19 protein-coding genes and 3 pseudogenes are annotated in these 22,583 nt (G+C 52.5%); 15 read left to right on the top strand and 7 right to left on the bottom strand.

The genetic code is table 11. From position 1 onward, the window contains the following. Positions 1-24 precede the first annotated feature (24 nt). The gene (murJ, locus tag O1Q98_RS02415) at positions 25-1,560 is read left to right on the top strand and encodes a murein biosynthesis integral membrane protein MurJ (protein ID WP_125259645.1); all 1,536 of its coding nucleotides are present in this window, start codon (positions 25-27) and stop codon (positions 1,558-1,560) included. 159 nt (positions 1,561-1,719) lie between these two features. On the opposite strand, the gene argS is transcribed toward murJ, so the two are convergent. Continuing rightward, positions 1,720-3,450, bottom strand: a complete 1,731-nt coding sequence (argS, locus tag O1Q98_RS02410) for an arginine--tRNA ligase (protein ID WP_125259644.1) — start codon at positions 3,448-3,450, stop codon at positions 1,720-1,722. Between the two features lie 541 nt (positions 3,451-3,991). Between argS and O1Q98_RS02405 the strand changes: the two genes are divergently transcribed. The 3 genes from O1Q98_RS02405 (at position 3,992) to O1Q98_RS02395 (ending at position 6,148) form a co-directional block, all read left to right on the top strand. Next, on the top strand, positions 3,992-4,564 hold the full coding sequence (locus O1Q98_RS02405; protein WP_125259643.1) for a VOC family protein: 573 nt from the start codon (positions 3,992-3,994) through the stop codon (positions 4,562-4,564). A 300-nt stretch (positions 4,565-4,864) separates the two neighbouring features. After that, on the top strand, positions 4,865-5,650 hold the full coding sequence (cutC, locus tag O1Q98_RS02400; protein ID WP_125259642.1) for a copper homeostasis protein CutC: 786 nt from the start codon (positions 4,865-4,867) through the stop codon (positions 5,648-5,650). A 240-nt stretch (positions 5,651-5,890) separates the two neighbouring features. After that, the gene (locus O1Q98_RS02395) at positions 5,891-6,148 is read left to right on the top strand and encodes a hypothetical protein (RefSeq protein WP_125259641.1); all 258 of its coding nucleotides are present in this window, start codon (positions 5,891-5,893) and stop codon (positions 6,146-6,148) included. A gap of 82 nt (positions 6,149-6,230) precedes the next feature. On the opposite strand, the gene cmoB is transcribed toward O1Q98_RS02395, so the two are convergent. From cmoB to O1Q98_RS02375, 4 genes are all read right to left on the bottom strand, one after another. After that, positions 6,231-7,202 (bottom strand): tRNA 5-methoxyuridine(34)/uridine 5-oxyacetic acid(34) synthase CmoB, encoded by a 972-nt coding sequence (gene cmoB / locus O1Q98_RS02390; protein WP_125259640.1) that lies wholly within the window; start codon positions 7,200-7,202, stop codon positions 6,231-6,233. Then, positions 7,199-7,942 (bottom strand): carboxy-S-adenosyl-L-methionine synthase CmoA, encoded by a 744-nt coding sequence (cmoA, locus tag O1Q98_RS02385; RefSeq protein WP_125259639.1) that lies wholly within the window; start codon positions 7,940-7,942, stop codon positions 7,199-7,201. The genes cmoB and cmoA overlap by 4 nt, the downstream gene beginning before the upstream one ends. 122 nt (positions 7,943-8,064) lie before the next feature. Next, the gene (locus tag O1Q98_RS02380; RefSeq protein ID WP_125259638.1) at positions 8,065-8,460 is read right to left on the bottom strand and encodes an MAPEG family protein; all 396 of its coding nucleotides are present in this window, start codon (positions 8,458-8,460) and stop codon (positions 8,065-8,067) included. Positions 8,461-8,607: 147 nt separating this feature from the next. Next, on the bottom strand, positions 8,608-9,420 hold the full coding sequence (locus tag O1Q98_RS02375; RefSeq protein ID WP_125259637.1) for a DUF72 domain-containing protein: 813 nt from the start codon (positions 9,418-9,420) through the stop codon (positions 8,608-8,610). 361 nt (positions 9,421-9,781) lie between these two features. Between O1Q98_RS02375 and aspS the strand changes: the two are divergent. The 7 genes and pseudogenes from aspS (at position 9,782) to ruvB (ending at position 16,553) form a co-directional block, all read left to right on the top strand. Continuing rightward, positions 9,782-11,573 (top strand): annotated as a pseudogene (gene aspS, locus O1Q98_RS02370) (aspartate--tRNA ligase). 1 nt (position 11,574) lies between these two features. Beyond that, the gene (gene nudB, locus O1Q98_RS02365) at positions 11,575-12,009 is read left to right on the top strand and encodes a dihydroneopterin triphosphate diphosphatase (RefSeq protein WP_125259635.1); all 435 of its coding nucleotides are present in this window, start codon (positions 11,575-11,577) and stop codon (positions 12,007-12,009) included. A gap of 90 nt (positions 12,010-12,099) precedes the next feature. Next, positions 12,100-12,843: a YebC/PmpR family DNA-binding transcriptional regulator gene (locus tag O1Q98_RS02360; RefSeq protein ID WP_125259634.1), complete on the top strand. Its 744-nt coding sequence runs from the start codon at positions 12,100-12,102 to the stop codon at positions 12,841-12,843. 40 nt (positions 12,844-12,883) lie between these two features. Next, positions 12,884-13,405: a crossover junction endodeoxyribonuclease RuvC gene (gene ruvC / locus O1Q98_RS02355; protein WP_125259633.1), complete on the top strand. Its 522-nt coding sequence runs from the start codon at positions 12,884-12,886 to the stop codon at positions 13,403-13,405. A 250-nt stretch (positions 13,406-13,655) separates the two neighbouring features. Then, positions 13,656-14,684 (top strand): HoxN/HupN/NixA family nickel/cobalt transporter, encoded by a 1,029-nt coding sequence (locus tag O1Q98_RS02350; RefSeq protein WP_125259632.1) that lies wholly within the window; start codon positions 13,656-13,658, stop codon positions 14,682-14,684. 238 nt (positions 14,685-14,922) lie between these two features. Further along, positions 14,923-15,541: pseudogene (ruvA, locus tag O1Q98_RS02345) on the top strand (Holliday junction branch migration protein RuvA). Positions 15,542-15,548: 7 nt separating this feature from the next. After that, positions 15,549-16,553: a Holliday junction branch migration DNA helicase RuvB gene (gene ruvB, locus O1Q98_RS02340; RefSeq protein WP_125259630.1), complete on the top strand. Its 1,005-nt coding sequence runs from the start codon at positions 15,549-15,551 to the stop codon at positions 16,551-16,553. 56 nt (positions 16,554-16,609) lie between these two features. On the opposite strand, the pseudogene znuB reads toward ruvB, so the two are convergent. Together znuB and znuC are read right to left on the bottom strand one after the other, a co-directional pair. Beyond that, positions 16,610-17,396 (bottom strand): annotated as a pseudogene (gene znuB / locus O1Q98_RS02335) (zinc ABC transporter permease subunit ZnuB). Next, the gene (znuC, locus tag O1Q98_RS02330) at positions 17,393-18,151 is read right to left on the bottom strand and encodes a zinc ABC transporter ATP-binding protein ZnuC (RefSeq protein ID WP_125259628.1); all 759 of its coding nucleotides are present in this window, start codon (positions 18,149-18,151) and stop codon (positions 17,393-17,395) included. The pseudogene znuB and the gene znuC overlap by 4 nt, the downstream one beginning before the upstream one ends. A 75-nt stretch (positions 18,152-18,226) precedes the next feature. Between znuC and znuA the strand changes: the two genes are divergently transcribed. From znuA to O1Q98_RS02310, 4 genes are all read left to right on the top strand, one after another. Continuing rightward, positions 18,227-19,240 (top strand): zinc ABC transporter substrate-binding protein ZnuA, encoded by a 1,014-nt coding sequence (gene znuA, locus O1Q98_RS02325; RefSeq protein WP_125259627.1) that lies wholly within the window; start codon positions 18,227-18,229, stop codon positions 19,238-19,240. Positions 19,241-19,252: 12 nt separating this feature from the next. Further along, positions 19,253-20,677 (top strand): murein DD-endopeptidase MepM, encoded by a 1,425-nt coding sequence (gene mepM, locus O1Q98_RS02320; RefSeq protein WP_125259626.1) that lies wholly within the window; start codon positions 19,253-19,255, stop codon positions 20,675-20,677. 161 nt (positions 20,678-20,838) lie between these two features. Continuing rightward, positions 20,839-21,819 (top strand): lauroyl-Kdo(2)-lipid IV(A) myristoyltransferase, encoded by a 981-nt coding sequence (gene lpxM, locus O1Q98_RS02315; protein WP_125259625.1) that lies wholly within the window; start codon positions 20,839-20,841, stop codon positions 21,817-21,819. Between the two features lie 270 nt (positions 21,820-22,089). Further along, the gene (locus O1Q98_RS02310; RefSeq protein WP_125259624.1) at positions 22,090-22,503 is read left to right on the top strand and encodes a hypothetical protein; all 414 of its coding nucleotides are present in this window, start codon (positions 22,090-22,092) and stop codon (positions 22,501-22,503) included. Positions 22,504-22,583: the final 80 nt, after the last annotated feature.

Genomic DNA, 22,583 nt, shown 5'->3' with positions numbered 1-22,583 from the left:
TTCATTCCTGAGTTGAATAACTGAATGAACCTACTGAAATCACTGGCTGCTGTCAGTTCTATGACCTTGCTTTCTCGTGTGCTGGGGTTTATGCGTGATGCGATTGTGGCGCGCGTATTTGGTGCAGGTATGGCAACGGATGCCTTTTTTGTCGCATTTAAACTGCCTAATTTACTGCGCCGTATTTTTGCCGAAGGCGCATTCTCTCAGGCATTTGTTCCCATTCTCGCTGAGTATAAAAACCAGCAAGGTGAAGAGGCAACCCGTACCTTTCTGGCGTATGTTTCAGGGATGCTAACCCTGGTGCTGGCGCTGGTGACATTAAGCGGCATGGTGGCTGCACCCTGGGTCATTATGGTGACGGCACCGGGATTCGCCTCAACGCCGGAGCGCTTTGAACTGACTTCTGCGTTGTTGCGCATTACGTTCCCCTATATTTTGTTGATTTCGCTAACCTCAATGGCCGGGTCGGTACTGAACACCTGGAACCGCTTCTCCGTACCGGCGTTCGCACCGACGTTGCTGAATATCAGCATGATAGGCTTTGCCTTGTTGGGCGCTCGCTGGTTTAACCCGCCGGTGATGGCATTAGGCTGGGCGGTCGTCGTGGGCGGGATACTACAGCTGGGTTATCAACTGCCGCATTTAAAGAAAATCGGCATGCTGGTTTTGCCGCGTATCCGGTTTCGCGACCCCAGTGTCAGCCGGGTGATGAAGTTGATGGCTCCGGCGATCCTCGGCGTATCGGTCAGCCAAATCTCACTGATCATTAATACGATTTTTGCCTCGTTTCTCAGCCAGGGGGCGGTGTCGTGGATGTATTACGCCGACCGTTTGATGGAATTCCCGTCCGGCGTGTTGGGGGTGGCCTTAGGGACGATTCTGTTGCCATCGCTTTCAAAAAGCGTGGCTAGCGGGAATACGCAAGAGTATTCCCGCTTACTGGACTGGGGGCTGCGTTTGTGTTTTTTGTTGGCATTACCGGCAACTGTTGCGCTCGGTTTGCTGGCAAAACCGTTGACCGTCGCGTTGTTCCAGTATGGTAAATTTAGCGCGTTTGATGCGCTGATGACGCAGCGAGCGCTGGTGGCCTACTCTGTCGGGTTGATGGGGTTGATCTTGGTGAAAGTGCTGGTGCCGGGCTTTTATGCTCGTCAGGATATCAAGACGCCGGTGAAAATTGCCATGGTCACGCTGACATTAACGCAACTGATGAACCTGTTATTTATCGGCCCATTACAGCATGCTGGATTGGCATTATCGATAGGTCTGGCTTCTTGTATTAATGCGGCGCTGCTGTTTTGGCAACTGCGCCGTCAACAGCTGTTTGTCCCGCAATCCGGGTGGTCGGGCTTTTTGGTAAAACTCACGGTGGCGGTGCTGGTGATGGTACTCGTGCTGATAGCATTGTGTCAGTGGATGCCGGATTGGGATGTGGGCAATATGACGATGCGATTACTGCGTTTAGCGGTCGTGGTGGTGGCCGGGGCCGGTAGCTATTTTGCTGTGCTGGCGCTATTTGGCTTTCGCGCGAAAGATTTCTCTCGCCGCAGCATATAACCCCGTCGTCAGCGGCGTGTGGTTAGGCGCTATTTGCGGTCTTCTGCATAGTCGGTTGACCGTTTAAACTAAAGATAAAAACGCCAGCCTGATAACCGGCTGGCGTTTTTATGCCAGAAAGCCCGCTATCAAGAGCGATAGCGGGTTTCAGCGACAACACTACATTTTCTCGACGGTTTGAATACCGAGCGTGTCGAGGCCGGTTTTCAGGGTTTTTGCCGTCAACAGCGCAAGCTTCAGGCGGCTTTGCCGTGCATTCTCGCTATCTGCGTTAAGAATAGGGCAGTTTTCGTAGAAGCCTGAGAACAGGCCCGCCAGGTCGTACAGATAAGCGCACATCACATGCGGTGTCCCCTCGCGCCCAACCGTCGTCACCACTTCTTCAAATTGCAGCAAACGGGTTGCCAGAGCCTGTTCGTGTTCACTTGCCAGAATAATCGGCTGCGTCAGGCTGGCTTCATCGACCCCGGCACGTTTGAAAATAGAGGCCACACGGGTGTAGGCATACTGCATATAAGGCGCGGTATTCCCTTCGAAAGCCAGCATGTTGTCCCAGTCGAAAACATAATCGGTGGTGCGGTTTTTCGACAAATCAGCGTATTTGACAGCGCCAATTGAAACCACACTCGCCAACTGTTCCAGTTCGTCGCGCGGCATTTGCGGATTTTTACCGGCGATGAGCGTCAGGGCGCGCTCATAGGCTTCGTCCAGCAGTTCTGAGAGTTTCACGGTGCCGCCCGCACGGGTTTTGAACGGCTTGCCGTCTTTACCCAGCATCATACCGAACATATGGTGCTCCAGGCTCACCGAATCAGGTACGTAGCCTGCTTTACGCACAATACTCCAGGCTTGCATCAGGTGCTGGTGCTGGCGCGAATCGATGTAATAGAGAACCCGGTCGGCCCTCAGCGTCTCATAGCGATATTTGGCGCAGGCGATATCTGTGGTGGTGTAAAGGTAGCCGCCATCCTTTTTCTGGATGATGACGCCCATCGCTTCGCCTTCCTTGTTTTTGAACTCGTCCAGATACACAACGGTTGCCCCTTCGCTTTCTACCGCCATTCCTTTTGCTTTCAGGTCGGCGACGATCGTCGGCAGCATGGCGTTATAGAGGCTTTCGCCCATCACATCATCCGGTGTTAGCGAGACGTTGAGGCGATCGTAACTGTTCTGGTTTTGGCGCATGGTGATGTCTACCAACTGACGCCACAGCGTCCGGCAATACTCGTCGCCGCTTTGCAACTTGACCACATATCCCCGCGCGCGCTCGGCAAAGACGGCATCTTCATCATAATGCTTCTTCGCTTCACGGTAGAAGGCTTCAAGGTCAGACAGTTCCATGTCGCTGGCGTGGCTGTTTTGCATATCTTCGAGCTGGGCAATTAACATGCCAAACTGCGTGCCCCAGTCCCCGACGTGGTTAGCGCGGATAACATGATGACCGAGAAATTCGAGCGTACGTACTGAGGCATCGCCGATAATGGTTGAGCGCAGGTTGCCAACGTGCATCTCTTTCGCCACGTTAGGCGCAGAGTAATCAACGACGATGGTTTGCGGCACAACAGGGCTCACACCGAGTTTCGGCGCGGTTAAGGCCAGTTCTAACTGCTGGGATAGCCACTGTGAATCAAGGAAAATATTGATAAAACCGGGACCGGCAATCTCTGTTTTGGCGGCAATACCATCAAGTTGCAACATTTGCATCACTTGTTCGGCGAGTTGTCGTGGCGGTATCGCCAGTTTTTTCGCCACGGCCATAATGCCATTAGCCTGATAATCACCAAATTGCGCTTTTGCCGACTGGCGAACCATGGGTTCACAATCAGCGGGCGCGCCCGCCGCAACCATTGCCTGATGGACTTTTTCTGAAAGAAGAGCCTGAATATTCACCGGTTTACCCTAAATGACGAATCAAGCCTTTCTTTATACCATAATTGCCCGTTGCCGTCAGCCCAGAGCAGGCGTGTCAACCTGTTCAGCGTGAGGTTGACGGATGTGGTGTGACGGGTGTAGCAATCGTTCTATCTGTGGGGTGATATCGCCGATTTTATTCGCGGTAACACAGGCAAAATATTCACGCAGTACAGCGTACTGTGATGAGCTATTAATATCAGAAGGCGGCGCGCCTGAGTCGTGAATATCTCAAGGTGATATTCAATGCGATATTTCGGATGAATCTTGAAATATTGCGCTCTTGCCACGCGCAAAAATTTTCATTTTTTAATGCTGTGTTTTTATTTTATTTTTTCTTTTATAAACAAAAGCTTTTTTGATATTGAGATTAAGTAGCGCCTGTTGGTTTATTGCTATTATTGCGCGGGAAAACAACGCTTTTTATTGATGAGCGAAAGCCGCCAGCAAAAGGGTAGCGGTTAAACAGGACTGTGCTAAATTAGCGCCAGGATACGTTATACAGGCTGATGAATAAATCATGACCGTTTTATTACCGGCAGTGCTTCCCGACGCGTTAATCAATGATCTTTCCCGTTTTGAGCGTGAGCTTGAGCAATTTTCACAGCTGCTTGAGTTGAGGCTTGACCTGTTTGACGCTGACCATATTTCACTGCGTTGTCATCAGCAGCAAACCGCAGAGCGCTGGCGAGAGGCGCTATTGGCATGCGGTGAGCTGTTGTCTGAAAATACCATTAACGGGCGGCCGATTTGCCTGTTTACATTGCATCACCCCTTGAAGGTAGGGCCCTGGCATATTGATTGCGTAGAATTGCCGTGGCCGGGTGAGCGTTACTATCCGCATGAAGGATGGGAACATGTGGAATTGGTGCTACCGGGCGACCCGGCGACGTTGCACCCACGGGCATTGGCGTGTCTGTCGGATACGGCATTGACAACACCGGGAGTCAAACTGAAATTCAGTCATCCGCAAGGGGAAGGGGAGCGTTTACCCAACCCGACGCTGGCGGTGACGAATGGCCGATTAACCATCAAATTTCATCCCTATCGAATTCAGGAGATTGTCGCCAGTGAGCAGGCACAGGCAGAGTGACCGCGCGCCAAACGTAAACTGTGTGGCGTGTCATATTCCGTGCGCAAATCCTGCGATTGATGTGACATGCCTCTCCCCGCAATACGCAGTGGGGTGCCAGTATTACAAAGTAACCCGCGATAAAACGTTCATCTAACCGGTAACACTTGTCAGGTTGCACCTGGTAAGCCTGTCTGCCGCATCAGGGTGATACCAACGCCAGTTCAGAGCGGTTGTCAGAAACGAATATTGGTGAATATCGGTTAAGGTTGGGAAATTACGGTTTCCCACCGTATCAGCGTCTTGTTTTAGGGAGGGAGTATGTCAACACTGGAGGTCTGCTGTTATGGCCTGGATTGCGCACTGACGGCGCAACAGGCAGGAGCAGATAGAGTCGAGTTGTGCGCCGGGCAACGAGAGGGCGGGTTAACGCCAGGTTATGGCGTGTTACGTCAGGCGCGTGACAGTCTCACTATCGCCGTGCATCCGATGGTGCGTCCACGCGGTGGCGATTTTTGCTACAGTCGGCAAGAGTTTTCTTCTATGTTGTATGATATTGACCAAATTAAGGAAATGGGATTTCCCGGTTTGGTGGTTGGCGTGCTCAATGAAGAAGGGCATATAGATTTAATGCGCATGCGTCAGATTATGGCCCGGTGTGATGGGGTGGCGGTAACGTTCCATCGTGCGTTCGATCTCTGCATTAACCCCCGTCTGGCGCTGGATCAATTGGCTGACCTTGGCGTCGCGCGTATTCTGACATCAGGGCAGCAGCAGAGTGCGGAAAACGGGCTGACGTTGCTCCGGGAGTTGAGTCTCTCCAGTCGCGGGCCCATTATTATGGCGGGGGCCGGGGTGCGTTTGACCAACCTGCATAAATTCCGCGCCTGCGGCATTCAGGAATTGCATACCTCGGCCGGGCAGTGGTTGCCCTCGCCGATGCGCTATCGCAAATTGGGCGTGACGCTCTGCTCTGAAACCGAGATGGATGAATTTCAGCATTATTGTGTTGATGGCGATGTGGTCGCGGCCATGAAAAGTGCGCTGGGTCAGGCTCGCCCGGCGGCAGCCACAGGCCGTCAGCCGGTTTCTCAACGCATGCCGTAACCGTCACCTGCACCGGCGCAGGGGTACACGTCTCTGTCCGGCCCGGTTTTCGGTCATCATGACGGGCGCTTTTTTTTGTCGCAGGCAAGATAAGCGCTAATCCCGTCGTGCTGCGGGTAGCGTAAAAATGAATGTGATCGGCCGCTGATTAATGTGCTGAATAGTGATGTATTTATCGGTTACTCCCTGAAGCGGTGATATGCTGCCTGCATACTCCAATTAGCCAAAAGGAATCCTGTTATGCGCGGAATCGTTGTGCATCATGAACATCGTATTGGTTTCGTCGTTATTCGTGATCCTAATGAAGGGTTTATCGTCGCGAAGTTATTAGGCGTTTATGAAGTAGAAAGAGGGGATGCAATAACGGGAGATTTTAAAACCGTCGGTAATGCTACGTTGCTCAATGAGACCAACAATCAGGAGATCAACGTTGAGATTCAGAATACAGATATGACTGAAGAGGCCGCCATCAACCTGATTGTGAAAAACCGCAACTGATGGTGTAACTGATGGTGTGGTGCTGCGGGGCGCGCGTCCAGATCGGCTGGCCGATGTGGTTGTGCTTACCCCGCAGGCGCGATCAGGGTTTTTGCGCCACCAATACAGCACGGCGCGGCGCCGGGTAGCCTTCAAGCGTTTTTTGCCGATCGTTCGGGTCAAGAAAATCAGCCAATGAGCCGCTGGTCATCCAGTCGGTGCGGCGCTGTTCCTCAAGTGTTGTCACGCACTCATCCACCACGCGAATATCGACAAAACCGCATTTTTCCAGCCAGCGCGACAGTGCGGCGGTTGACGGCAGAAAATAGACGTTGCGCATTTGCGCGTACCGCTCTCCGGGCAATAAGACACAGTGTTCATCACCTTCTACGACCAGCGTCTCCAGTACCAGTTCACCCCCGCACACCAGTTGGTTTTTTAATTGCAAAAGGTGATCGAGCGGGGAGCGGCGGTGGTAGAGCACCCCCATTGAGAAGACGGTATCAAACGCACCGAGCGCCGGTAGCTGTTCTATGCCCAAGGGAAGCAAATGCGCTCGTTGATCGTCGCCCAACAGTTTGCGCACGGATTCGAACTGGCATAAGAAAAGCTGCATAGGATCGATCCCTACGGCCAATTTGGCCCCGGCTCCTACCATCCGCCACAGGTGATATCCGCTACCACAACCGACATCCAGAATCAGACGGTCTTGTAACGGGCTGATGTGGGGATGAACGCGCTCCCATTTCCAGTCGGAACGCCATTCGGTATCGATATGAATGCCATAAAGAGAAAATGGCCCCTTGCGCCAGGGCATGAGATTACGCAATAGCCGCTCAATACCGGCCTGATGGCGTGGTGTCAATGGGCTATTGAGGCTGGCGGTGACGCTATGGGTCAGATCCAGCGTATCCGGCTTGAGTAACGGTAAATGTTCAACCGTATTGAACCAGGTTTTAAATTCACCGTGTAGCGAGGCCTGCTGCCACTCGTGTAACTGAGCGGGTAACGTATTAAGCCAATGGCTAAGAGGGCCTTTGGCGATCAACTGATAAAAATGGCCAAAATCAATCATTGGGCAGACTCCGCTTTCAATGCCAGCAACGAACCAAAATTGAAACACTGAAACCACACTTCGGTATGCTGAAATCCGGCCTGACGTAAGCGTGCTTTATGGGTTTCCACAGAATCCGTGAGCATGACATTTTCCAGCATGCTGCGCTTTTGGCTGATTTCCAGTTCGCTATAACCGTTAGCGCGCTTGAAATCCAGGTGCATGTTAAACAGCAACTCGCCAATGGAGGTATCTTCAAAACTGAATTTTTCAGACAACACCAGTGCTCCGCCGGGACGCAAACCTTGCCAGATGCGGGTCAGCAGCGCCAGGCGCTGTGCGGGCGCAATAAATTGCAACGTGAAGTTGAGCACCACCAGTGAGGCATTCTCGATGTCGATATCCATAATATCGGCTTCTCGCACGTCAACCGGGGTATCGGCACGAAAGGCGTCTAAATGGCGTCGGCAGCGCGCGACCATGGCAGGCGAGTTATCGACCGCGATAATCTGGCAACCCGGGGCGCGGATGTGGCGGCGCATGGATAACGTAGCAGCACCCAGTGAACAACCAAGATCATAAACCCGGGTGTCTGCCTGAACAAAGCGCTCCGCCAGCATGCCTATCATGGAAATAATATTTGAATAGCCAGGAACAGAGCGCTGAATCATGTCGGGGAACACTTCAGCGACGCGTTCATCAAACGTCCAGTCACCCAAATTGGCGATGGGCGCGGAAAAAAGCATATCGCGGTTTGACATAGCAGAGAAATAACATACAGGGAAAGAACAGGCGCGCATTCTAGCAGAAAGATGACCCAAAGATGTATGCCAGAAAAACGCCAACGCCAGCAGACCGCCTGACGTTTTTCCGGGGCGGTAGATCAGTGCAGTGTAAAAACCAACTCCCAGGGCAGGTAGTACAGGTTAAATATCACCATCAACAGCAGTGAAACATACGTTGCCGACATGCCTGAGCGACGCCAGTTTAGCTCACGATGGCGTAAGCCATAATAATGGCACAGCCGCCCCGTCAGGAGCATCATGCCGCACAGATGAATCATGGCATTCATCGCGCCGTTCATTTCCATCAGCACCAGCAAAAGACTGCCGATGGGAATGTATTCCACGGCATTACCGTGTACGCGGATGGCCGTTTGTAACTCGTAAAAACCGCCATCGCCATAGGCAACCCGGTATTGCATGCGTAACTTCACGACATCAACTGACAACTTGATTAACAACAAGGCGCTGAACACCACATAGAGTGCGCTTACCATTTTTTACTCCATTGCCTGACCAGAAGCGGCGGTAGCTATCACCGCCAGCCTGTCGTCAGCGAGCGGCTCGCAAGCCGCCCGCCATGTGTTTGACTTATAGTGTAAGGGAAATTACGTAGATAATGGAGCCAGTTATAGCCATGAGGTTTAAAACAGCGCAGTTTGTTCCGGCCAATCGGGGCCGGGTGGCAGCGTGTTTATTACGGCTTGCAGGTGTGGCCAAATGCGTTGCACCAGCGTCGGCGCACTGGCAGTGCCTGCGGTATGGATAAACAAATAAGGTGAATGCGCTTGCCAGTCCGCCAGTTTATTGACCCAAGGCATGAACCAGCGCACATTGTCTTCTGGGTCTTCATTGCCGATAAAACGCACTAGCGGCGCATCCGCTGTGCGCACCACATGCAGAGGAACCCGAGGTTTTTTACGCTGTGCGTCCCGTATTACATCGCTGGTTGGTTCAGCATGGTGAACCGGGCGACTGTCCATTATCACGCGGTTGAGTCCACGCTGGTGCAGACCTTGATTAAGCCTGAGCTCCTCTTCGCCTTTGGCGAAAAAAAGCGGGTGGCGCACTTCGACGCCGTAACAGAAACCATGTGGCAGTGCGTCGATAAACGACCAGAGCGTGGTCAATTGCTCAGGCCCGAATGCAGCGGGCAATTGCAGCCATAACTGACCAAGGCGTTGGGTTAACGGCTCCAGACAACGGAAAAATTCAGCAACTTGCGACTGGCAATGTTGCAAACCGGCTTGATGGCTGATTGCCGACGGAAATTTAAAACAAAAACGAAAGTGGTCATCGGTCATGTCGCGCCAGCGCAGTACCGACTCTGCTGAAGGTAACGCATAGAACGTGGTATTGCCTTCCACGCAGTTGAAATAGCGCGCGTAGTCTGCCAGATCGCGCAGCCCTAGCCGATGCCAGCCAGGGTGTTGCCACTGCGGTAAACCGATATACATAATCCCTTCATCTTGAGTGTGTTGTCAGATAAGCGTACCGATGCGCGTTGAGAATAGGGCGCTCTGTGTATGCTGCCGCCGCTGTGGCGAATATCGCCGGGATGTAACAAGGCTGTAGCATAATACCTTGCAATTGTGCAACTGGCAGGCAAACGGGTGTGAAAAAGCAAAAAAGAGTGTGCGGGCCAGCGCGCAGACCGCTACCATCGTACTTATCGAAAAGGGGAAATTCCTTTATAATGCCCCCCTTTTTTCATTGGACTGTAATCCAGAAAAACCATGCCGACCAGCTCTTAAGCCTGTGCCGTCACGTGTAAAAAGGCGACGCAGGGCACTGGCGGCGGTGTAAAAGGACATCGTAATGCGTACTGAATATTGCGGGTTGTTGAATGCGTCCCATGTGGGTCGGGAAGTCACGTTGTGCGGTTGGGTTAATCGCCGTCGCGATCTGGGTGGGTTGATTTTTATTGATATGCGCGATCGCGAAGGGCTGGTTCAGGTGTTCTTTGACCCGGACAGACAAGACGCTTTTACGCTGGCGTCTGAATTGCGTAACGAATTCTGCATTCAATTGACCGGCGTAGTGCGTGCTCGCCCAGATAACCAAATCAACAAAGAAATGGCGACCGGTGAAGTGGAAGTGTTGGCCACCTCGCTGACTATCATTAACCGCTCAGAGCCGCTGCCGCTGGATTCCAACCAGAACAACAGTGAAGAAGCGCGGCTGAAATACCGCTATCTTGATTTGCGTCGCCCGGACATGGCCCAGCGCCTGAAAACCCGTGCCCGTATTACCAGTTTTGTGCGTCGTTTTATGGACAGCCACGGCTTTCTGGACATTGAAACCCCGATGCTGACCAAAGCGACGCCAGAAGGCGCGCGTGATTATCTGGTGCCGAGCCGCGTACACAAAGGCAAGTTTTATGCGCTGCCGCAGTCACCGCAGCTGTTTAAGCAGTTGCTGATGATGTCTGGTTTTGATCGCTATTATCAAATCGTTAAGTGTTTTCGTGATGAAGACTTGCGCGCCGATCGCCAGCCTGAGTTCACCCAGATAGACGTTGAAACCTCTTTCATGACTGCACCGCAGGTGCGTGAAGTGATGGAAAAACTGGTGCGTGAGCTGTGGCTTGACGTTAAAGGCGTGGACTTGGGCGATTTCCCTATCATGACCTTTGCTGAGGCGATGCGCCGTTTCGGTTCAGACAAACCTGACCTGCGTAACCCGCTGGAGCTGGTTGACGTCGCTGATGTGCTTAAAGATATCGATTTCAAAGTCTTTTCCGGCCCGGCTAATGATCCGAAAGGCCGTGTTGCGGCGATTCGCGTTCCCGGCGGCGCGCAACTGAGCCGTAAACAGATAGATGAATACGCCAAGTTTATCGAAATCTACGGTGCGAAAGGGCTGGCTTACATCAAGGTTAACGAGAAGGCTAACGGGCTTGAAGGTGTCCAGAGTCCGGTGGCCAAGTTCCTGAACGACGGTATTCTGGCCGCCTTGCTGGATACGTACTGCCGCACAAGATGGCGATATTCTGTTCTTCGGTGCGGATAGCGCCAAAGTGGTGACGGATGCGCTGGGTGCGCTGCGTCTGAAATTGGGTCGTGACCTGAAAATCACCAACGAGAACAGCTGGCAGCCGCTGTGGGTTATCGACTTCCCGATGTTTGAGGAAGACGGTGAAGGCGGATTGGCGGCGATGCATCATCCGTTTACCGCACCGCGTGATATGTCGCCCGCCGAACTTGAGGCAAACCCGACAGCGGCGATTGCGAATGCTTACGACATGGTGCTGAACGGTTACGAAGTTGGCGGTGGTTCCGTGCGTATCCACAACGGTGAGATGCAGCAGACGGTATTCCGTATTCTCGGTATCGATGAACAGCAGCAGCGTGAGAAGTTCGGCTTCTTACTGGATGCCCTGAAATTTGGCACGCCGCCGCACGCCGGCCTGGCATTCGGGCTTGATCGTCTGGTGATGTTGCTGACCGGCACTGACAACATTCGCGATGTGATTGCGTTCCCGAAAACCACTGCGGCTGCCTGCCTGATGACTGAAGCACCGAGTTTTGCCAACCCGTCAGCGCTTGATGAGCTGTCTATCGCGGTGGTCGGGAAAGGTAAAGCCGCTCAGGACGCAGAGAATCAGTAACATGAACTATAAGCGCCCCGTCTCGGTTCTGGTGGTTATCTATGCCCGTCGTACCGGGCGGGTGCTGATGCTTCAGCGACGTGATGATCCTGACTTCTGGCAGTCAGTGACTGGCAGTCTGGAAGCGGATGAAAGCGCGCGATGTGCCGCACAGCGTGAGGTGAAAGAAGAGGTTAACATCGACATCGCCGCTGAGGCGTTGACGCTGGTTGACTGTCATCGCAGTGTGGAATTCGAGCTTTTTGCTCATTTAAGACGTCGCTATGCCCCTGGCGTGACGCATAATCTGGAGCACTGGTTTTGTCTGGCGCTACCTGATGAGCGGCCGGTAGACATCAGTGAGCATCTCGCCTATCAATGGCTGGATGCGCCTGCTGCCGCGCGGTTGACCAAATCCTGGAGCAACCGGCAAGCGATTGAGGAATTTGTTATTTGACCAGCCTGCCCCTGATGGTTGTTATCGAACCACTGATTTTCTCTGTGGTTCGGTCAAGTCAGGGATAACAGGCTTTTTTCGGAGATTTTTATGGCAGGTCATAGTAAGTGGGCCAACACTAAGCACCGTAAAGCGGCACAGGATGCCAAACGCGGTAAAATTTTCACCAAGATCATCCGTGAACTCGTGACGGCTGCCCGTCTGGGCGGCGGCGACCCTGGCTCTAACCCTCGCTTGCGTGCCGCCATTGATAAGGCGCTGTCTAACAACATGACGCGTGACACGCTAAACCGCGCGATTGCTCGCGGTGTGGGCGGCGATGACGATGCCAACATGGAAACCATCATTTATGAAGGTTATGGCCCTGGTGGTACAGCGGTGATGGTGGAGTGTCTGAGTGATAACCGTAACCGCACCGTGTCCGAAGTGCGTCATGCTTTTACCAAGTGTGGCGGTAATCTTGGCACGGATGGCTCGGTCTCTTACCTGTTTACCAAAAAAGGGGTGATCTCTTACGCTCCCGGCCTTGATGAAGACAGTGTGATGGACGCCGCGCTGGAAGCCGGTGCCGATGATGTGGTGAGCTATGACGACGGCGCGATCGACGTGTTTACGCCGTGGGAAAGCTTCGGTCAGGTAAAAGACGCGCTGGATGCAGCCGGTCTGGTGGCGGAATCCGCTGAAGTTTCAATGATTCCGTCTACGAAAGCTGATATGGACGCTGAAACCGCACCGAAGCTGATGCGCTTGATTGACATGCTGGAAGACTGCGATGACGTGCAGGAGGTTTACCATAATGGTGAGATCTCCGACGAGGTGGCAGCATTACTGTAATGGCCTTACTGCCGGTCAGGCCGCAGAGCGGGGGCGATAGATGAGCATCATTCTCGGTATCGACCCCGGCTCTCGTGTTACCGGTTACGGTATTGTGCGTCAGCAGGGCAGGCAAATCAGTTATTTAGGCAGCGGTTGTATCCGTACTGTAGTGGATGATTTGCCCTCCCGGCTGAAGCTGATTTATGCTGGCGTCAGTGAAATTATTACGCAGTTTCAGCCGGACTATTTCGCTATCGAGCAGGTTTTTATGGCGCGCAACGCCGACTCAGCACTGAAGCTGGGGCAGGCTCGCGGGGCGGCCATTGTCGCTGCCGTCAATCAGTCTCTCCCGGTGTTTGAGTATGCGGCACGACAAGTGAAGCAGACGGTGGTGGGCACGGGGGCCGCTGAAAAAAGCCAGGTGCAGCATATGGTGAAAACATTGCTGAAGTTGCCAGCCAGCCCGCAAGCCGATGCCGCCGATGCGCTGGCTATCGCGATTACCCATTGCCACTTTAGCCAGAACTTTTCGCGCATCAGTGACGATAAGCTCACGCTGGCTCGCGGCCGTATCCGTTAAATATTATGTCATGACCCGTGGCCGAAAGCGTGGCGGTGTGCTGCGCTAGCTGTGATGGTCTTCGATGCCCCGCTTGCCATCTGCCAGATAAGTAGGCCGCAGGCTGCTTATCTGGCCCATTCAGCGTAACACGTCGCCCCTCTCTTTTTTGATCTGCGATAATACGGCGCAGTATGAAGAATTTATAAAATATCATACCCGCAATATTTACCCGACGGCGATGCTCCGCCGGTTTGATAGAGGTATGAATATGCTGTCTTCTCTTGTCAGAGATAACCCGCGCGCCATCGTGGTGTTGGGGGGGCTGGTGGTCATGAATATAGTGGTCTGGGCAGTGGCCTGGCTGATGTTTCATGACAATGCCGCACTAATGGCAACGAGCTTATTGGCCTGGTGCTATGGGTTGCGCCACGCCGTTGATGCCGATCACATCGCTGCAATTGATAATGTTACGCGCAAAATGATGCAACAAGGTAAACGCCCACTGGGTGTTGGCGGCTGGTTTTCTCTTGGGCACTCTACCATTGTTATTCTGGCCTCATTAGGGTTGGCGGCGACAGCAGCGGCATTACAGGATGACATGCTGTGGTTCCATGAAGTCGGTAGCGTGATTGGGACGACGGTCTCTGCCAGTTTTTTATTGCTGATGGCGCTGGTGAATTTAGTCATTCTGCGCGGTATCTGGCGAACATTCAGGCAGTTTAAACAAGGGAATGGTGGCCGTCTGGCGGAGGTTGACGCACTACCGGCTACAGGGCTGATGGGGAGGCTGTTTCGCTCCACGTTTCGTCTGGTGGATAAAAGCTGGCATATGTATCTGGTGGGCCTGCTGTTTGGTCTGGGTTTTGACACGGCGACCGAGATTGGCGTTCTTGGGATATCTGCGGCGGGCGCCACTCAGGGAATGTCTATCTGGTCTATCATGATGTTCCCGGCGCTGTTTACCTGTGCCATGGCGCTTATCGATACGTTAGACAACGTCCTGATGGTTGGAGCCTACGGCTGGGCATTCAGCAAACCGCAACGCAAGCTCTACTACAATATGACGATTACAGCGACCTCTGTGGTGGTCGCCATGTTTATCGGGGGGATGGAGGCACTGGGATTGCTGGCGGATAAACTCGATTTGCACACCGGGCTTTGGCAAATCGTCGAAGGGTTTAATGCGCAGTTGGGAAATGCCGGATTTTATGTTGTGGCGTTATTTATCGCTTGCTGGGTTATCTCACTGTGCAATTACCGCTGGAAGAATTACGACGCATTAACCCTCTCTAGCTAGCTGACATACGCTATGCGGTTATCGTTATCGCACTCGTCTTGCTTCCCCCTCTGCTGGCTGGCCGGTTGGCAGAGGGAACCGCCACCCTCCGCACATTTATTGCAGATATTGCAGACTATTGCCGACGGATAAGCGTGGTGCATACATCTGGATATGCATCCAGCTTTTCTGTATCCGTCCATGGTTTTGTGTTATAAGCTATGGCGGTTCAGTTCAGGCAAAATAAGGAAAACATCACGTGATTGGTCGTCTTAGAGGCAGTGTTCTGGAAAAGCAGCCGCCGCTGGTATTGATAGAGGCGGGTGGTGTGGGATATGAAGTGCATATGCCAATGACCTGCTTTTATGAGCTGCCTGAGCTGGGGCAGGAAACCGTGGTTTTTACCCATTTTGTGGTGCGCGAAGATGCGCAACTGCTGTTTGGTTTTAATAACAAGCAGGAGCGTTCGCTGTTTCGTGAGCTTATCAAGGTTAATGGCGTTGGCCCCAAACTGGCGCTGGCTATTTTATCCGGCATGTCAGCGCAACAATTTGTCAGCGCGGTAGAGCGTCAGGAGATTGGTGCATTGGTCAAATTGCCGGGCGTCGGTAAAAAAACCGCAGAGCGCCTGGTGGTGGAGATGAAAGACCGCTTTAAGGGGCTGAATGGCGATTTATTCAACGCGACGAGTGACATATCCCTGCCAGCTGTGCCGGGTTCATCAGCGCCAGAAATAGACCCGCAGGCTGAGGCCGAAGCTGCATTTGGTGGCGCTGGGCTATAAGCCGCAGGAGGCCAGCCGGATGATTGGCAAAATAGCCCGCCCGGGTGCGGATTGCGAAACGTTGATCAGAGAAGCGCTGCGCGCGGCGCTGTGAGGTAGCCATGATAGAAGCCGATCGTCTGATTGCGCCAACGTCTGTTGGTGAAGAAGAGATGCTGGATCGCGCCATTCGCCCTAAGCTGCTGGCGGAATATGTCGGCCAGCCCGTGGTGCGTGAACAGATGGAGATCTTTATCGAGGCTGCCCGTAAGCGTGGCGATGCGCTTGATCATCTATTGATATTTGGCCCACCGGGTCTTGGTAAAACCACGCTGGCGAACATCGTTGCTAATGAACTGGGGGTTAATTTACGCACGACATCCGGGCCCGTACTGGAAAAAGCCGGCGATTTGGCGGCTTTACTCACCAATCTTGAGCCGCATGACGTGCTGTTTATTGATGAAATCCATCGCTTGTCCCCCGTCGTAGAGGAGGTGCTCTATCCCGCGATGGAGGACTACCAACTGGATATCATGATTGGTGAAGGCCCGGCCGCGCGTTCTATCAAACTGGATTTGCCCCCCTTTACATTAATCGGCGCAACGACGCGCGCCGGGTCATTAACGTCGCCATTGCGCGATCGTTTTGGCATTGTGCAACGGCTTGAGTTTTATCAGGTTGCGGATTTACAGCACATTGTCCAGCGTAGCGCCCATTGTCTGGGGTTGGAGATGACGGAAGACGGGGCGCTGGAGGTGGCGAAACGTTCGCGCGGGACGCCGCGTATTGCTAACCGGTTGTTGCGCCGAGTCAGGGATTTCTCTGAGGTGAAATCGGACGGCACTATTACGGGTGTGGTGGCGATGCAAGCGTTGGACATGCTGGCGGTAGACAGCGAAGGCTTTGATTATATGGATCGCAAGTTGCTGCTTGCGGTGATCGATAAATTCATGGGCGGCCCCGTCGGGCTCGATAATCTTGCCGCTGCAATTGGCGAAGAGCGTGAGACTATCGAAGATGTGCTGGAGCCTTATCTTATCCAGCAGGGCTTTTTGCAGCGAACGCCGCGTGGGCGTATCGCTACTCAGCACGCCTACCGGCATTTTGGCCTGACGCGAGAGGCGTAGGCATTATCGCCCGGTCTTTTGGGCGAATGGGCGAGGGTAAATTGCCCAAAACCGGGTCATGCGGCGGGTTTTTTCAGTAAGCTGATAAGAAACAACAGCGACGCGCACAGTACCACCGACGGGCCTGCCGGGGTATTGGCGCTTGCGGAAAAAGCCAATCCGCCGGTAATGGCAAGAATGCCGACAGCTACGGCTCGGACTGCCATATGCTCAGGTGTTTTGGCAAATCGGCGGGCGGTGGCGGCGGGAATAATCAGCAGTGAGGTGATAATCAGCGCCCCGACAAATTTCATGGATAACCCGATAGTCAGCGCTGTGACCAGCATCAGTAGCAATTTGGTTCTGGCGACGGATACGCCATCAACATGCGCTAATTTCGGGGCTGATGGTCATTGAGAGCAAGGCGCGCCATTGCCAGCACAGCACCAGAATCACGACCATGACGCCTGGGCCGATAATCCATAAATCGTCCGACGTGACCGCTAATAAATCACCGAACAGGTAGGCCATCAAATCCACCCGCACATTATTCATCAGGCTAACGACCACTAAACCGAGTGACAGTGCGCTGTGCGCCATAATGCCGAGTAAGGTATCAATCGCCAGGCCCGGTCGCCGCTCTAGCCAGACTAACCCACCGGCTAGCAGCAGAGTGACGAGGATGACGGCATAAAAGAGATTGATATCTAACAATAACCCCAATGCAACACCCAATAGTGAAGCATGTGCAAGGGTATCGCCAAAATAGGACATGCGCCGCCATACTACAAACGATCCTAACGGGCCTGCGGCCATTGCCAAAAAAACACCGGCCAACCAGCCGGGGAATAACAGTTCGATCATGACGAATGGCTATCCTGTCGCTTTAAAATAATCTTTCCATTTAAATCATGGCGATGATTGTGGTGGTGGCGGTAAATTGCCAGTTGATCGGCACCGCGCGGGCCAAACATAGCCAGGAATTCAGGGTGCATCGACACCACTTCAGGGGCACCAGAGCAGCAAATATGCTGGTTCAGGCATAATACTTCATCCGTTTTAGCCATCACCAGATGCAGGTCGTGTGAAACCATTAGTACCGCGCATTGATACTCTTGCCGTAATTGATTAATGAGCTCGTAGAGCGCGACCTGGCCATTGACATCAACCCCTTGCGTGGGTTCATCAAGAACCAGAAGTTGTGGTTTGGTCAGAATGGCGCGCGCCAGCAAAACGCGCTGAGTTTCCCCACCGGAGAGTTTTTGCATTGGTTGGTCAAGAAGATGCCCGGCCTGTACTCGTTTTAGCGCTGGCATAATATCGTGCTTGCTGACGCCTGGGCGCAGTCGCATGAAACGGCTGACGGTCAAGGGCAGGGTCGGGTCTAAATGCAGTTTTTGCGGCACATAACCAATTCGTATCCCCGGCACTCGGGTAATTGTGCCACTATCCGGGGATTGCAGGCCCAACACCACGCGAACCAGCGTGGATTTTCCTGCGCCATTCGGTCCTAACAGCGTCAGGATGCGGCCAGCCTGAAGGGTGAGCGAAATATCATTAAGAACCGGTTTGTGACTAAATTGAACACAGACCTTTTCCAGCGAAACTAGCGTTGACATAGAATTCTGTTTGCAGAGAGTTTGCGGCGTTATAATATAACAAGTTTACATAAATAAATCGATGGATAAATGATGATGTTGCGTATTACTGATAATAAATGGTTGCGTGCCATGCTGGTACTGTCATCGCTGACGGCTTCTTCTCTGGCTTCGGCTTCAATTGTGACCTCTATTCGCCCTCTGGCATTTATTACTGCCGCTATCGCAGACGGTGTGACCGCGACAGATGTGGTACTCCCTGATGGTGCTTCGCCACATGACTATGCGCTGCGCCCTTCGGATGTGCAGAAACTTAAATCTGCCGAGCTGGTCGTGTGGGTCGGGCCGGAAATGGAAGCGTTTTTGCCTAAAACACTGCAATCGGTACCGGTAAACCGACAGCTTGCCCTGAGTGTTCAGCCTGCTATCAAAACGGCATTGTTACGCGAATCACATCCTGAACACCATGAAGAGGAAAACCACGCCCACCATGATGCGGATCATGACAGCCAGATACCTGATGGGCATGATCACGATAATGCATCAAAAAATCATCAGGATAGTGATGATGATGGGCATCATCATGGTGAGTTTAACATGCATATCTGGTTGTCACCGGAGATGGCTCAGGCCTCTGCCGTAGCGATTCATGCGAAGTTATTGGAACTTATGCCGCAGAATAAAGACAAACTGGATGCAAATCTGCGTAAATTCACTGAGAAACTTGCGCAGGTAGATGAAAATATTGTTAATATGCTGACGCCTGTGCGGGGCAAGGGGTATTTTGTTTTTCACGATGCCTACGGCTATTTTGAACAACACTACGGGTTGACGCCGTTAGGACATTTCACCATAAACCCGGCGATTGCGCCCGGTGCACAGCGTTTGAACCAGATACGAACACAAATGGTTGAGCACAAAGCAGTATGCGTTTTTGCTGAACCACAATTCAGGCCAGCGGTCATTAATGCTGTCGCCAAGGGAACCGATGTACGCATTGGCGTGCTTGACCCATTGGGAAGTGACATTGCTGTGGATAAAGACAGCTATATGCGTTTTCTGTCACAGCTGTCCGGGCAATATCTGAGCTGCCTGAAGGAAAAATCATGAGGATAGAAACAAGTGCAGCAGATAGTTCGAACTATCGCTCTGGCGTATAACAGTTTACCCCGGCCTCACCGCGTGATGCTGGGATCGCTGACCGTTGTTACATTGGCCGCCGCCGTCTGGCGGCCAATGACCTACCCACCGGTTAATGACGCACCTGTTATCGTAAAAAGCGCAGAAAGCGAAAAAACGCCCCCTCAAAATCAGAGTCAGGTTTTAAATCCTCCTGCCAGTGAACCATTGGACACAACACCGCCGCCGGTGGTAAGCGAACAGGTGCGCACTGAGCCGGTGTCAACACCCGCTCTAGCCATGACAGACACCAACAGTGAACCGCTCGATCAACCATCAACCACTGAAGGGATTCCTAAAGATGATTTGGACGATAAAGATGCGGACGGGGTGCACGAATATGTAGTGTCAACGGGGGATACCCTGAGCAGTATTCTAACGCAGTATGGTATTGATGTGTCAGAGATTGCCGCACTTGCCGAGCGCAATGCGGCGTTACGTAATTTAAAGGTTGGTCAGCAACTGACCTGGACTCTGGACGGTGACGGCGCACTACAGAGCTTAAGCTGGCAGGTGTCGCGCCGGGAAACCCGAACCTATACTCGCGTAGGTGATACGTTCCGCGAAGAAATTGAGAATGTGGAAGGTGACTGGCAAAACAAGGTATTGGTAGGGCGGCTCGATGGCAGCTTTGCCAGTAGTGCTCAGGCCGCAGGGCTGACGAGCAGCGAGACGCGCGAGGTTATCCGTGCATTACAGTGGCAGCTTGATTTTCGTAAGTTGCGTAAAGATGACAGTTTTGCTGTGTTGATTTCCCGTGAAATACTGGATGGACACAGTGAACAGAGTGAGCTGCAAGGCGTGCGTCTGCGCACCGGTGGTAAGAATTACTATGCGTTTCGGGCGGAAGATGGCAAATTTTACGATCGCGAAGGCTCTGGCCTGATGCGAGGCTTCTTGCGCTTCCCCACGATGAAGCAGTTTAAAGTGTCATCCAATTTTAATCCGCGTCGCCTTAATCCTGTTACCGGGCGTATCGCGCCGCATCGTGGCGTGGATTTTGCTATGCCGGTCGGCACGCCGGTGTTGGCAGTTGGTGATGGCGAAGTCGTCGTGGCTGAACGTGATAGCGAAGCCGGCAACTTTGTCGCTGTTCGTCATGGACGCCAGTACACTACGCGCTATATGCATATGACTCGCTTGCTGGTAAAACCCGGTCAGAAAATTAAACGCGGCGATCGCATTGGGCTGTCGGGAAATACCGGACGCTCCACTGGCCCGCATTTGCATTATGAGCTTTGGGTAAACCAGCAGGCTGTTAACCCGCTGACGGCTAAATTGCCGCGTTCGGAAGGGTTGATGGGCAAAGAGCGTCGCGATTATCTGGCGCATGTGCGTGAAGTATTGCCGCAGCTACAGCTTGATTGAGTGCAATATTGAACCAGACCCCCTGAGACAGCCGGTAGCCCGCGCCGCCGGCTGTTTTTTTATCTGTGCTATCTTAATTCAACCTTTGTGGCTGTTGTGCGCGTTGCAAAACAGCGGCGGCTAGCTATTATTGACCCGATTTTGTAATGAAGAGTTGTTGCATGGAACAAGATAAGAAAGACAAAAAAGCCCGCTCTGAGTTTATCCCGCAGTTTTCACTGACATTTTTACACCCTCGTTATTGGGGTATCTGGTTAGTGGTTTTACTGGCGGCGGCGATTGCGTGTATTCCCGTACGCTTGCGTGACCCTGTGTTGGGGTGGCTGGGTAAACATGTAGGGCGTGTTTCTCATGGTGCGAGGCGGCGAGCGCGTATTAACTTGCTGTTATGTATGCCTCAGTTACCCGAGTCTGAACGAGAGCAGATTATTGATAGTATGTTTGCCACTGCTCCGCAGGCAATGATGATGATGATAGAGCTGGCGTTATGGCCCGCTACCACGTTGTCTTCCCGTGTGCAATGGCATGGGATGGAGATTATTGACGCACTGCGGGAACAGAAACGTAATATTATTTTCATGGTGCCACACGGGTGGGCTGTTGATATTCCTGCCATGCTGATGAGTCGGCAAGGGCAGAAAATGGCCGCGATGATGCATAACCAGAAAAACCCGTTGCAGGATTATTTGTGGAACCTGCTACGTCGCCGTTTTGGTGGTCGTCTGCATGCACGCAATGACGGTATCAAACCGTTCATCAGCTCGGTTCGTGAAGGGTATTGGGGATATTATCTGCCCGATCAGGATCATGGCCCGGAGCACAGTGAATTTGTTGATTTCTTTGCTACCTACAAAGCGACCTTACCGGCTATCGGGCGGTTGATGAAAGTCTGCCGTGCCGAGATAGTGCCGCTCTTTCCTGTTTATGATGGGAAAACATCACGGCTGGATATCTTTATTCGCCCACCGATGAGTGATATTGATAATGCGGATGACAGCACGATTGCGCGTAGGATGAATGAAGAAGTTGAGCAATTGGTGGCACCGAATCCAGAGCAATACACCTGGATACTGAAGTTATTGAAGACCCGGCAAGCTGGAGAGACAGAGCCCTATGTGCGTGATGATCTCTACCCGCGTTAATCATCGCTGTCGTGGCGCTATGTGGTAACTGCTTGATTACACATGGGGTGAATGCTTCGCCTCATGTGTAACGCTCTCTTTTGTTACCCCCCACCGTTAATCTCCTAATCTTCCTCAACCCCATGCCCTGTTTATTGGTATTTGAACGATAACGTAACGTTCGTATCGATATTGTACGCGCCGTACTATCTCTGACGGGTGAAAACCATCTGCACAGAATAGAGAACCAACACTATCTGGCGCTAAGAGATATTTTCTGAGGAGTGAATGATGAATCGATCTGTTTTATATCTTTCGGTAATGACTGCGCATCCTCATTACCCCGAGATTCGTGACAGCCGTATGCGTTTACCTGATGGTCTGGATGTGAATTATCACGATAATCAGGCATCGGTAAGTCAGGCCGCGTTGTCTTATGGGTTTGATACTCGCTTTAGTAACGGCTTGACCAGCACCAGCCGTGCAAATTTGTTGGGGGGATTTGATACTCAGTTTAGTGATGGTGTTTACAGCGTGAGCAAAACGAATTTATCAGGAGGACTGGATACGCGTTATAGCGATGGTTCAGTCAGCATGAGCCGCCGCAATCTGGCGGGCGGATTTGATATCCAATACAACGATGGTCGCTTTCGTACCTGCCAGCTCAATTTATCCGAGGGCATGACATTTTATCCGAGGGCATGATATTTCCAGCGCGTTCATGACCGGAAATCATATCGTGATAAATCAGGCTAATAAAAAACAGCGGAGCCGGATTGCTGCTC

This window comes from Dickeya lacustris (assembly GCF_029635795.1).
GTDB lineage: Bacteria > Pseudomonadota > Gammaproteobacteria > Enterobacterales > Enterobacteriaceae > Dickeya > Dickeya lacustris.
This window is presented reverse-complemented; position numbering and strand designations above follow the sequence as displayed.